Source organism: Pseudomonas sp. TWI923 (assembly GCF_039673365.1).
GTDB lineage: Bacteria > Pseudomonadota > Gammaproteobacteria > Pseudomonadales > Pseudomonadaceae > Aquipseudomonas > Aquipseudomonas sichuanensis.
In genome coordinates this window covers 25690-38511 of the sequence record NZ_JBDJLM010000014.1, presented here as the reverse complement: position 1 = coordinate 38511, position 12822 = coordinate 25690, and the positions used below count along the sequence as shown (strand labels likewise).

General features: G+C 58.9%; 10 protein-coding genes. 5 read left to right on the top strand and 5 right to left on the bottom strand.

Annotation, left to right across the window (positions count from 1 at the left end; translation table 11 throughout):
• Positions 1-2: 2 nt before the first annotated feature.
• Positions 3-971 carry an ABC transporter substrate-binding protein gene (locus ABE459_RS08740; RefSeq protein ID WP_258646096.1) on the bottom strand — a complete coding sequence of 323 codons (969 nt, stop codon included), beginning with the start codon at positions 969-971 and terminating at the stop codon, positions 3-5.
• Between the two features lie 102 nt (positions 972-1073).
• On the opposite strand from ABE459_RS08740, the gene ABE459_RS08735 reads away from it, so the two are divergent.
• From ABE459_RS08735 to ABE459_RS08725, 3 genes are all read left to right on the top strand, one after another.
• Positions 1074-1988, top strand: a complete 915-nt coding sequence (locus tag ABE459_RS08735) for a LysR family transcriptional regulator (protein WP_323831264.1) — start codon at positions 1074-1076, stop codon at positions 1986-1988.
• A gap of 465 nt (positions 1989-2453) precedes the next feature.
• Positions 2454-3059 carry a hypothetical protein gene (locus tag ABE459_RS08730; RefSeq protein ID WP_323831265.1) on the top strand — a complete coding sequence of 202 codons (606 nt, stop codon included), beginning with the start codon at positions 2454-2456 and terminating at the stop codon, positions 3057-3059.
• Positions 3060-3363: 304 nt separating this feature from the next.
• Positions 3364-4026, top strand: a complete 663-nt coding sequence (locus ABE459_RS08725) for a hypothetical protein (RefSeq protein WP_125463581.1) — start codon at positions 3364-3366, stop codon at positions 4024-4026.
• A gap of 498 nt (positions 4027-4524) precedes the next feature.
• On the opposite strand, the gene ABE459_RS08720 is transcribed toward ABE459_RS08725, so the two are convergent.
• The 4 genes from ABE459_RS08720 to ABE459_RS08705 all read right to left on the bottom strand — a co-directional run bounded on the left by ABE459_RS08720 (position 4525) and on the right by ABE459_RS08705 (position 9502).
• A complete protein-coding gene (locus ABE459_RS08720) occupies positions 4525-6012 on the bottom strand; it encodes a DUF1254 domain-containing protein (protein ID WP_323831266.1) in 1488 nt (495 codons plus the stop codon).
• A gap of 71 nt (positions 6013-6083) precedes the next feature.
• Positions 6084-7388, bottom strand: a complete 1305-nt coding sequence (locus tag ABE459_RS08715; protein WP_323831267.1) for a DUF1254 domain-containing protein — start codon at positions 7386-7388, stop codon at positions 6084-6086.
• Positions 7389-8161: 773 nt separating this feature from the next.
• Positions 8162-8491, bottom strand: a complete 330-nt coding sequence (locus ABE459_RS08710; protein WP_323831268.1) for a DHCW motif cupin fold protein — start codon at positions 8489-8491, stop codon at positions 8162-8164.
• A 105-nt stretch (positions 8492-8596) separates the two neighbouring features.
• Positions 8597-9502, bottom strand: a complete 906-nt coding sequence (locus ABE459_RS08705) for a LysR substrate-binding domain-containing protein (protein ID WP_125858208.1) — start codon at positions 9500-9502, stop codon at positions 8597-8599.
• Between the two features lie 437 nt (positions 9503-9939).
• On the opposite strand from ABE459_RS08705, the gene ABE459_RS08700 reads away from it, so the two are divergent.
• The gene (locus ABE459_RS08700; protein ID WP_323831269.1) at positions 9940-11220 is read left to right on the top strand and encodes a dicarboxylate/amino acid:cation symporter; all 1281 of its coding nucleotides are present in this window, start codon (positions 9940-9942) and stop codon (positions 11218-11220) included.
• A gap of 44 nt (positions 11221-11264) precedes the next feature.
• Positions 11265-12737 carry an amino acid racemase gene (locus tag ABE459_RS08695; RefSeq protein ID WP_323831270.1) on the top strand — a complete coding sequence of 491 codons (1473 nt, stop codon included), beginning with the start codon at positions 11265-11267 and terminating at the stop codon, positions 12735-12737.
• Positions 12738-12822: the final 85 nt, after the last annotated feature.

The window sequence follows — 12822 nt, the reverse complement described above, 5'->3', positions numbered from 1 at the left end:
CCTCAGAGTGCCGCGTCTACCTTTTTGGCTGCGTCTTCGCTGACCCAGCTGTGCCAAACTTCGGGGTGCTCCTTGAGGAACGACTTGGCCAATTCCGCCGACTCGATACGGTCTCTGGTCATGCGCGCCAGGTTCTGGTTCAGCAGATCGATCGGCAGATTGACCTTTTCCAGCACAGCCACCAGTTCCGGCGCCTGTTCGTGGAAGGTCTTCGACACCCCCACCTTGATGGTCACGGATTTATCCACGCCTGGCTTCTCGTCCAGCTTGACCAGGTCGGCCTGGCCCATCAGTGGGGTGGGCGACCAGTAGTAGAAGAGGATCGGCTCGCCACGCTTGTAGCTCGACAGCACGGCGGCATCCAGTGCCGGGCCGGTGCCAGGGCGGAAGTTGGTGTAGGTGTTTTCCAGGCCGTAGCTCTTGAGCATTTGGCTGTTGTCCAGCTCGCAGGTCCAGCCGGCCGGGCAGTTGTAGAAGCGCCCCTTGTCCGGTTCTTCCGGATCCTTGAACACCTGGGCGTATTGCCCCAGATCGGCAATGCTCTTGAGGTTCGGTGCCTTGGCTTCGAGTTTGCGCTTGGCATCGCCTTCGATCACATAACGCGGCACATACCAGCCTTCGACCGCGCCAACCACCGGCGAGCCGACGCCGACGACCTTGCCGGCGGCCGCAGCCTTGTTCCAGACCTCGCTGCGCCCTACCCACTCCTCGGCGAACACCTGGATATCGTTGCTGCTCAGGGCGTTCTCCATGGAGATGGAGTTGCCCGGCAGGCTGTCGGTGTCACAGCCATAGCCATTTTTCAGCACGAACTGCATCACCTCAGTGAGCAACATCCCGCTTTCCCAGTTCAGACCGGCGAACTTGACCGGCTTGCCGGACTCGCACCAACCGGCCGCCTGGCTGGCGCCAGCGCACGCCAGGAGCCCTAAAGAAAGTGTCGTGGTCAGCAGAGCCTTTGTAATTGTCATTGTGACGCTCCCAAACAAGATGATCACTGCGCAGGAGAAATATTTCACAACCTCAAAAAAGGATAAAATAATAAGTCCTGATGCATCACCAAGGAAAAACCTATGAGGTTCACACTCAGGCAGCTTCGCTACGCGCTCGCAGCGGCCAAGCACGGAAACCTCACCACTGCCGCCATGGAGCTTCATGTTTCACAACCTTCCATCTCGGCGGCCATCACCGAACTGGAGGAGGTGCTGGGTCAAGCAATCTTCATACGCCAACGTGGCCTCGGGATATCGCTGACCCCATTCGGGCGTACCGTCATGGTCCAGGCCCGTCGCGTGCTGGCAGAAGCCCAGACCTTTGCCGAAATCCATGCCAATGCCGGCGAGTGTGTCGGCGAACTGGTGGTCGGCTGTTTCGAAGATCTGGCGCCCTATTGCCTGCCACAAATCGTGCGACGGATGCAGGAGTCCTGCCCAAGGGTCACGGTCGATATGCGCGATGGCAGCTTCGACTATGTGGGCAAGCGGCTCAGTGAGGGCGCGATAGAACTGGCCATCACCTATGACTTGGGTTTACCGCCGAACACGCATTGCACGCAGTTGTGCCAGCTGACCGCCCAGGTGCTGCTGTCGGCCGATCATCCGTTGGCCAAGCAGTCACGCGTCAGCCTCAAAGCGCTAGCCGAATACACCCTGGTAGTCACCGATCAGGTTCACAGTTGGCAGCATGTGTTGGATCTGTTCAGCTTTTACGACCTCTCCCCCGCCGTTGTGCACCGTGTGCGCACCTTCGAGTTGCAGCGCAGCCTGGTCGCCAATGGCTTTGGCGTGGCGCTGATCTATACCCGACCATTCGGTGACCGTAGTTATGATGGCCAAGCGCTGGTCTGTCGGCCGACTCAGGAGAAACTGCCAACCCATAGCATCGTGCTGGCGCATGATCAGCGCTATCCACTGACGCCTTCGGCCGAGGCGTTCAAGGCGCTGGCGGTGGCATGGTTCGCGGAGCGACCGTCGTTTGCATCCGAATGAACAACGGGTGGGGCGAATGTCACATGACGACTGCTGGCGGGTAGATGAGACGCCCGGCGAGCTCGGTCTACCGGCCACGCAAGTGCTCGCTTAGGCTCTGTACGAAACGTTTTGTGGGAGCGGCGGTACGCCGTTCCCACAACGATGGATGACCATACGTTTCTTAAGGTACCCAGCTGTCGAGACATTCAAACGACGAGTTTTAGCAGCCTCTCCAACAACTCTTTAAACTCAGCGCGAACTGTATAATTTTTCCGTGCGCAGACCGGTGGAGGACTTGCTCAGCCGTCATCAGCGGCCGGAGTTTGCAGATGACATCGTCCGCGTTCTTGTGTCAAATCCCAATTTCGACGACGGCTATTTTCTCCTGCCCTTACGATTGCTTGACTCGTAGAATATTGAAGGAAGACACGTGCAGAAAATATTCGTCATTTACCGATACCTTCCAGCAGCAAAGGACGCTTGATGAGAACCCCGCTACTCGCCCTGACCCTCGCATCTCTATTGAGCGCCTGTGCCATCCCTTACGAGACCCCCGAAGCCCGCGCCAATATTGAACGCGATCTAAAGCTCAATGCAGACGAAATCGTCACAGTCACCGAAACCAACTGGTGCATATTTCCCTATGGTGACTTGCAAGTGTGCAGACCCAAGCAAGGCCTGGGTGTGCTGACCAAGAGCAAGCTAGTGCTGGCCCTTTATCAGGGCGGTGCCTACCAGCAAGCTGAAGTCATCAAAGCAAGCGATGTGCAATGTGCCCACCTGCAAAGTGGCAGAGCCGCAGCCGATACCTTCTACTTATTCAGTGAACGTTGGGCCGCCATGCTGGCGCCCATTACCGTGGGCGGTGCCTTGGCCCTCGACAAGAAAGCCCAGTTCCTGAGCGTGCTAGTGCCGCCAAATACTGAGAGTTTCACGGCTGCGCAAGGAAATTTTATTCAGGTCACCGATCGTAAGAATTACTCGGCTGTTGCGGTTCCAGGCACCCAAGCCTATGTAGGAACCAGCGAGAGTATTCGCCAGATTTTTAATCCGTGTACGCAGGGAAAGAATCGCTCAGCCGCCTCCTAAGCCCCGGCTCTTCGAATGAAACAGTCCCAGCTGCAATTGAAGCGCAAGTAGTTCAATGCAAGCTCGATGCGCCGGGCCTGTCGAGAGCCGCAGGTCGCGAAGGGCGGCTCTCGATCTAGAGTGCGCAGGCACTGAGATTTCGCGGTTCGCCTGTGGCGAGACTGACAGATTGCCTGCGGCGTCACCGAATGGGCTGCCGAATCTGCCCCCTGTCCACTAGCAAGTGACATGCCGGTATTGAGCGGTGCATACCTGACTGATAGCATCTAGCCATCAACCTCAATGCTCTTTCGGGAAGGGATCCATGTCAAAGAAAGCACTTGCTGCAGCGCTGGGCGTTATGGGGATGTTGGCCGGCATGCAGAATGCGGTGGCTGAAGACAACCTGTTCAAAAAATATGCTTATGACACGCCGATTGCCAAATATACCGAGGCAGCAGGCTACTACGACTGTTCAACTGATATAGGCGCTACTGCACGATGCCTGGACGATGTGGATTTTCTGGATCAGAAGTTCACAGCCGCCCTGATTTTCAGTGGTGACAAACTGATTATGGTTTCGCTGCTTGCACCCTACGATCGTGACCTGTTCGGTCGCGCCATTGGCGCTCTTGCAAAAACATTTACTCTGGTGTCGCTCGCCGACGGGAAATCCGTGCTGGATATCATTGAGTTCGCGGGTAAAGCAAAAAACAAGGATGAATACACAGCCAAGCTCACGAACTACGAGAATGTTGCGTTGGCCGCCAATGAGTTGACCTACTCCTTTGTTGAAGGGATCACCCCCGACAAGCGGGCCGCCAACGTCCATAGTTTGATGAAATCAGCACCTGCCAATATTAGGGGCGCTGATTTGATCGTCTCTGGCGAGGGTGACGAGTCCAGCATCATCATTAAGTTTTCTTTTCCGAAACTGGACGAAAACAAGCTTGTTCAACAAGCCAAGAAGCCAGTCGAGTCGTTCTGACCGCGTGCTTCCATTTGTGTTGAGCCCCGCGATAGCGGGGCTTTGGGTTTTTGGAGGACTGTATCCAGACACCAGCATCTCGAGTGACCAAGGCAGCTGAATCCCCTAGATTTTGATAACGGCGAATGACCGCTATTGGCCGTTAGCCGCACTTAACGAACAGCAGCCATGGGGCGTGGGCAGCCATCTGCGACTGACCGCTAACGACCCGTAGCTGCCATTGCGATGGTGCTGCTCTTGCTCATTTTTCGAGGCTGGCGCGAACCTTGTGGGAGCGGGTTTACCCGCGAAGCAGGCGACGCGGAGGGTGGTACGGGCTTCGCCCGTGTTCGCGGCGGTTCGACGCCTCGATAAACCCGCTCCCACAGAGATCACCTCTGGCATGACTCTCAGCTATGGGTCGAAAGCGCTCGTCCGCGACCAGCTGCCATCGACCTATTGCTGTCATTGGATTGGTTCGCTGGCGCACAGCTCAAACCGCCAGCCTGGCCAGAGGCGTTACTTGATCTTCACCACGTCATCCGGTTTCCAGGTCTGGTCGTAGAAGGCGTCTTCGGTGCCGTACAAGCGCAGTGCTACCAGGAAGTTGCGGCCAGGGATTGTCTGGATGAACGCTGCATCGGCAACATCCGCCGGTTTCTCGGGGCCGAACCAGATCTCGATAGAGCCATCCTGCTGTTTGGGGATGTCGTAGTAGCCATTGGTGGATGGCAACAGCTGTTTCGTCTCGGGCATGGTGCCGTCTGTGATGTTGTAAGCGGTCACCGCCCAGAACAGCGCAGCGGGTGGATTCGGCGGCAGGCGCAGCTTGTAGGTACCCCCGCCCTCGAGAAACTTGCCATCCTTGTCACGCCCTGTGAACGGGTACTTCGAGCCAGCCCCCGTGGTGTGCATCACCATCGCCGGTGCCGAGGAATAGGCGAACTGGAAGAAGTTGGCGCGCTGGTTTACGTCCAGGTAGCTTTCTTGCATCCAGTCATTGGTGCCACCGGCCCAGGTGTTCTCGTACTGACGGTCCTGATAGTAGAGATTGCGTTTGTCTTCGCGCCCCAACTGGCGGTTGGCGAGGATCATTTTCGGTGCGGTTTCCACCGCCTTTTTCAGTAGTTCTTGCTGCTTGTCCGTAGGCTTGAACGGCGCGCCCTTGATGATGCCGATGGACGCCAGCACGCCGCGCAGTTCGGGATCAATGGCTTCGACCGGTTCATAGTCGACGAAGGCCTTGAGCTTGGCCCAGTAGTTGTTGTCCACCGGGTACATCATGTTCAGCGCCTTGCCACTGGCGTCGGGGAACTCCATGGGCTTCACGTCTTTCTCCACCGTGAACAGCGGATAGACGCGGGTCAGTTCGGCGTTCTTGACCGCCGGTGCGGGGTCCGGCTTGCCTTCGCCTTTGGCCATCACAGTGCGGAAGAACAGGAAAACGTTGTAGGTCCGCGACTTGACCGCGAAGTAGCCACCAGGCACCGGCCCGTTGTAGTCCGGAGGCAACAGCAGGTAAAGACCGCCACGCGCACGGTCTGGCCCCACTGCCCCCACGTCGGTGAGTGTTCTCTGGAAGAAATCGGTAAACATGCCGATGACATTCGCCGGCGCCTTCACCACCAACGGCCCCGTCTGCTTGAGATCCAGATAGCTCATGGAATAGATCACGTCGGCGTTGGGCGTGGGCACCATGGTCCGTGCGTCCATGCGTTGCTTCCAGATCGGCAGCACGTTGTAGCCGGCGCCGAATGCTTGCTCCGAGCCATCCTTCATGCCGATGGTGTTGAGCGCCGGCAGCATCGTCATGTAGGCGAAGACCGCACGCTGGTAATACAGCTCATCGCGAAGGCTCTCGGCTTCCTTGGGATCAAGCCAATTGCCGTTGTTGATCTGCTTGATCAGCGGCGAAGCCGGCGCCTGATCGGCCGCCTGCACCATTGGCATGGCCGTCAGCGAAGCAACCAGCGCAGACAGTGCGAACATACGTTGCATCGAACTCATGAAAGAAACCTCCAGTACAAGGCGGCACCTCATACGTTGCCACCGACGGTCCTATTTATCGGCTCAGTGGCTTACTTGATCTTCTTGATCACCGGCGGTTGCCAGCTGCCATCGAGGATCGGTTCCTTGCCCCAGTAAGCGCGGATGTACAAAGAGACCGGCTCCTTCGGCGAAGGCAGCCAGTTGCTCTCCTTGCCCTTACCGGGTGAGGTGGGAGCGATATAAAGCGTGAGCGAACCGTCGGCGTTGCGCTTAAGGTCCTTGTTCTTGGTGCCCAGGGAATAGCGGTTGAGCTGGTTACTGCTGAACAGGTGTTTTTCGTTGTACAGCGTCAGCGACCAGAAACCGTTCACCGGCGGCTCCTGGCCGGCGGCAAAGTTCACTTCATAGCTGTGCGCGCCGTTGAGCGGGGCGCCGGCATTATCGAAGTCGGTATAGAAGTACTGGGTTTCGTTCGGGCGGTTGTCGAACATGTTCGACTTGGCGGTGCCGGTACGGTTGAAGTAGTCGATGCCGAACTGGGCGTTGTTGGTGGAGCGGTTCCACCCGTTACCCGCCGGGCGCCCGTTGTGCTTCCACTCGAAGAACGGCTTGATGATGTCCTTCTCACTTTCCACTGCGGTCTGCACCAGCAGTTTCTTGAGCGCCGGATCCTTGGCTGTACTCTCCATGAGCAAGCGGAACTGACCGTAGAGCGCCTCCTCACCCGGCAGCGGCGGCACCATGTCCAGCACTTTGGGCAGTTGGTCGAAGAACTTCTCGGGAATCACCCATCTGGTTTCCCCGCCGCTGGCTTTGGCAGCGTTCGGATTGGGAATGTCCGGGGTGTTCTTCCAGTCGATGCTCTTCATCTTCCCGTCGAAATCCTTCAGCGGGTAGAAGGCAACCTGGTTGAGTTTCTCCTGGATCGCGGCCCGATCTGCGGCAGTGTCATCCAGGAAGATGCGCGGAATGGCGTTAGCCAACGCAGTGGGGCTGCGGATGATCACTTCCACCCCTTCGGGTTTTTCGCCTTTCCAGTTCGGCCCCACCAACAGGTAGAAGCCCGGTTTGCTGCCATAAGGCTTGCCTAATTCGCCCACCTGGTCGGTGCGTTGGTCATAGATCGAATAGACCCAGAAGCGCTCCCCGAAGTCCGGTACCTGGGCAATCACCGGTTGGTCATCAAGGGAGAAGAAGCCCAGCCCATACACCACGTCCTGGTTCGGGCAGGTGACGAAGGTTTCGGCCGGGGTGATGTAGTCATGCAGCATGCCCAGCTGGCCTTGCGGCGCCACTGGCAGGATGCCGCCCAGCAGGCCAGGATGCGGAGCCCTGGTGATGGTGTCGTTGCGATTGAGCATGTTCACCATCGGCCATCCCCAGATGTAAGCCATACGCGCTATCGCCTTTGCGTACTCTGGGTGTATCAGTACCCCAGTGGCTGGTTGGGTGATTGGCGATGCAGGGGTGGGCGCCTGCTCGGCAGCGTGAAGCACTGGCGCGCTCTGGGAAATGAACAAGACAGCGGCGCAAAGCAATTTCATCGAATAGGGCATCGTCGACATCCTTGCGTTTTTAATTCGCGAAGGAGGCGAACTTGCGAACTACGGTGGGCAGTCGTTAAACGCACACGCTCAACATTCCGGCTCCGTGACCTTGGCAGTCTAGATCGCATTGGCGGCTACGCAACGAGGCGCGCTCGATAGCCAGTGGCGATAGCTGGCGGGCCTGACGAGCGGCTAACCCTCTGTGCCTCTATCGTGGATCAAGCTGCGTGGGCCATGGCTGAGACAGGCCCTATGAGCGTCAGCTTTGGGTCGATAGAGCTCATCCACTACGGTCAGCTTTCGACCCAAAGCTGCCATTGCGATGGTGCTGCTCTTGCTCATTTTTCGAGGCTGGCGCGAACCTTGTGGGAGCGGGTTTACCCGCGAAGCAGGCGACGCGGAGAGTGGCACGGGCTTCGCCCGTGTTCGCGGCGATTCGACGCCTCGATAAACCCGCTCCCACAGAGATCACCTCTGGCATGACTGTCAGCTACGGGTCGATATCTGCCGTTCCCAACATCACGCCATCAACCCGTTGAAGCCGTTCACAGCAATCCAGGTTTCCCTGAATCTGGCATTCCGGAGTCAATGATTTTGGCGCACTAACTGGCGGCAACCCTTCAATCCACGATGAACAACTTGGCCCCGATCAAGGTGGATGAGCGATGCGCCTCGGCGTTGTCGCCGACTTGATAGCTCATACCGGCCTTCAGCGTGAAGCGCCGGCCATCGTCCAGTTCGGTGTCCAGCTGGCCCTCCAGGCACAGCAGGATATGGCCCTTGCTGCACCAATGGTCAGCGACGTAGCCGGCGCTGTACTCCACCTGTCGCACACGGATGCTGCCGAACTGGCAGGTGCGCCAGTACGCGGTGCCCACCTCGCCGGGGTGCGCGACAGGCTCGATCTGCGACCAGTCGGTAGTGCCGAAGGGAATGGCGGTCAGTTGCATGTTCGACTCCTGTGAATGAGGGCCTCGAACTTACCGCTGCGCAGCACTCATCGATAGATACAGACCGGCTGCATTTGTTTCATACAGCACCCCATGCGCGTGCCTTCAACGCGTGTCCTTCTCCAGCGACTTCCACAGGTCCAGCATCGTCTGGTTGGTATTGCCGATGGAGCGAAACGACCAGATCTCCAGCTGCGCAGACCATTCAGGCCCGCCTGCGCGCACCAGTTTGCCCGCAGCAATCTCCTCCTCCACCGCCGATTCGGGGACCCAGGTGATGCCGTAGCCTTCACGCGCCATGCGCAACAGGTGCATGGCCATGTCGGCTTCGTAAAAACGGTTGAGTTCGGGCTGGCGTTGTTCAGCCTGGATAATCACGTCGACCACCCGCCCGAGGAACGACGTTGCGGTGTATGCCAGGTAGGGAATGGGCTGCTCGGGGATCCCTGGCAGTTCGAACAACGGCCGGCCTTCGGCGTCGGGGGCCGAGACCGGAAAGAACGCATCAAGGCCCAGGCGCAAGCCGATGAATTTGTCCGGGTCGAGCACGATCGGCGCGCGTGGGTGGCTGTAGCCGATCATCAGGTCGCAGCCCCCCTCCGCCAGGGCAATCACCGCTTCCTGCACATTGGCCGCCAGCACCCGGGCATTGAAATAGCCATAGCGGCGCTGAAAGCCAGCAAACCATTTCGGCACGAAGGTCATCGACAGGGTATGGCCGGCGATCACCTGGATCGACCGCCCGGGCATGCGCTCGCCGCGGCGCAAGGACGAGCGTAGGTCCATGAAGGCCGACAGTGCTTCACGCCCTTCGCTGCAGAAGATCTGGCCGGCCTTGGTCAATTGCACAGGATAAGTACCGCGATCGACGAGATCGACGCCCACCCACTCCTCGAGCGATTTGATCCGCCGTGACAACGCGGACTGGGTGATGCAGCGGATCTCGGCGGCACGGGAGAAGTTCTTGGTTTCGGCGACCGCTAGCAGGTCATCTATCCACTTGGTTTGCATGGCAGGCTCGGGCAAATGTTCAGCGCTGACTCGATCGGCAACGGCATGTCCCTGAAAGTTTTGCACTGTTCAAGGCGCCACTCCAGGCCAGCGTTAAATAGCGAGCCAGAATCAAGCCTGGAGATAAACAATCTTAACTGCCTGATGCAATGATTTAGACGACATTGGCCGCACTTGAACAACTATGAAATTAACGCATCAAACTATCGCGCTTCCTCATCAACTCATCAAAGCACAGGGCGTAATCTGAGCGTGTTGGCTGGAACGAAGCAGCCATGAACACCCTTCGCAGCCCTTTGGATTGTCGGTTTCAGTATCCGCTGGCCGCCGCCAAAGCCTGTCCGATCGCCAATCGCTGACTGACCCGACACCTGGCCCGCCGCTGTAGCTACAGCGCCGGACGAGCTTCGACGCGCCCCAAAAACAATGAGGTCGAGATGAACAACAAGAAACTACCCAAATACATCGCCGTGGCAATCCTGCTTGGCATCGTCGTCGGTTGGGGTTGCAACACATTTGCGCCCACCCCTGATTCGGCAAAGGAGATTGCCGGCTACTTCAGCCTGGTCACCGACATCTTCCTGCGCATGATCAAGATGATCATCGCCCCCTTGGTGTTCGCCACCCTGGTGGCCGGCATCAGCAGCCTGGGTAATTCCGGCTCGGTAGGCCGCATTGGTCTGCGCTCGATGATCTGGTTCGTCAGTGCCTCGCTATTCTCGCTGGCCCTGGGCATGTTGCTGGTCAATGTCTTCCAGCCTGGGGCTGACCTCAACCTGAGTATCCAGCAGGCCCAGGCGGGCAGCGCGTTGACCGTCAACGCCGGTGATTTCAGCCTCAAGACGTTCATCAGCCATGTCTTCCCGCGCAGCATTGCAGAAGCCATGGCCAACAACGAGATCCTGCAGATCGTGGTGTTCTCGCTGTTCTTCGGCCTGGCACTGGCCTACGTGAAAAAACAGGGCAACGAGAAAATCGGCGACCTGGTCGACGACCTGGCCAAGGTGATGTTCCGTATTACCGACTACGTGATGATGTTTGCCCCCGTCGGTGTGTTTGCCGCCCTCGCCGCTGCGGTCACCACCCAAGGCATCGGCCTGCTGTTCGATTACGGCAAGCTGATCGGCCAGTTCTACATCGGCATCCTGCTGCTCTGGGTGGTGCTGTTCGCGGTCGGCTACGGCTTCCTCGGCCGCCCGGTGTTCACGCTCGGCAAGCTGATCCGTGAACCGGTACTGCTGGCGTTTTCCACTGCCAGCAGTGAGTCGGCCTACCCCAAGACCATCGATGCGCTGGAGAAATTCGGTGCTCCCAAGCGCGTATCCAGCTTCGTCCTGCCCCTAGGGTATTCCTTCAACCTGGACGGCTCGATGATGTATCAGGCCTTCGCGATCATGTTCATCGCCCAGGCCTACAACGTCGATCTGTCGTTTACCCAGCAACTGCTCATCCTGCTGACCCTGATGATCACCAGCAAAGGCATGGCCGGCGTTGCCCGTGCTTCGGTGGTGGTGGTCGCAGCTACCCTGCCCATGTTCCATCTGCCGGAAGCGGGCCTGCTGTTGATCCTGGCGATCGATCAGTTCCTGGACATGGGCCGCACCGCCACCAACGTAGTGGGTAACAGCATTGCCACGGCAGTGATTGCCAACCTGGAGAGCAAGCACGGCGACACCCCTCAAGCGCACAGCGCCGGCAGCCGCCCACAGAACGCCTGATCCACCACCCCGCCCACTCCCCTTACCGCCTGGATGAACCGAACATGAAACCGTCGAGAAAAAATCACTCTACCCGCACGCTTGGCATCATCGGCGGCCTGGGTTCGCTGGCGGGCGGGGACTTGTTCCTGAAGTTGCTCAAGAGTGAGCCGGTGCTGGCGGACCAGGGGCGCTACCACCTGCTGTTCGAGCAACATCCTTTCAAGGACCTGTCGCTGCCACTGAGCACCGACGCCAGCATGACCTCCCGCAAGCTGTATGTTTTTCAGGTCTGCCAGGGCTATACCGACAGCGAGGTGGATGCCGTACTGATTCCGTGCTTCGCCAGCCAGACGTTCATGGATGAGCTGAAAGCGGAACTGGACATCCCGATTGTCGACCTGATGGCTGCGCTGAAGCAGCACCTGGCCCAGGTAGCCGAACCAGGTGCACGCCTCGGTGTGCTGGCCTCGGACTACGTCCGCGCTGCCGGTCTGTTCGAGCAGCACTTCGGCGCCGACTTTGCGCTGGTGTATCCGTCGCCTGCCAATCAGGCGGCGCTGATGGAGGCTGTCTACGGTCCTGCGGGCATCAAGGCCGGCCACCTCGACGGGGTTGCGCTGGAGCGGCTTCACCAGGCCTGCCTGGACCTCAACAGCCAAGGGGCACAGTTGCTGCTGCCGGGCATGACGGAGATTTCCCTGGTTGCAGCCGATCTGCAACGACGCGGCATCCGCTGCATCGATGTGAACCAGGTGTATGCCGACTACGCCGCATCCAGTGAATCCATGCGAACCGCCGCGCCGTTCAAACTGGGCATTGTTGGCGGGGTCGGCCCGGCGGCGACCGTCGACTTCATGGGCAAGGTGGTCAAGAACACGCCAGCCGGCAGGGACCAGGACCACATCAGGATGGTGGTCGAGCACAACCCGCAGATTCCCGACCGAACGGCCAATCTGCTGCGCCAGGAGATGGATCCGACAGTGGCCATGTACGCGACCTGCAAGCGCCTGGAATGCGAAGGCGCCAAGGCCATCGCCATTCCCTGCAACACCGCGCATGCCTATGTCGAGCGCATCCAGGGGCATCTGCACATCCCGATCATCAACATGCTGACGCAAACCATCGAGTTCATTGGGCAGGCGTATGGCAACACCTGCAAGGTCGGCTTGCTGGCAACCTCCGGCACCCTGCAAAGCCGGGTTTACCACGCGGCTGCAGAACGGGTCGGCTTGAACCTGATGGTGCCTGATGAGGCCGCGCAGGCGCTGGTCATGCGCGCCATCTACGGTGAGCAAGGCGTCAAGGCGGGACACACAACTGGCCAGTGCAAGGACGACCTGCTCACGGCGGCAGCACAGCTGGTGGAGCAAGGTGCGACCGTTTTGATCCTTGGCTGTACCGAGCTGCCGCTGATCCTGCCAATGGCCGATGATTTTCCCATCGGCACGGCCCGGGTAGCCCTGGTCGACCCCACGAATGTGCTCGCGCAACGCTGCGTCGCACTGGCCCAGGGGGACCTCACCAGCCTGGCCTGACCGCCTGGCCTTTGCGGCCAGTCACTTGCATTGGGGCTTGCGGTTGATGCGCAACTGACAGCCGGGCTTCCCGGCCGTTCTTGCC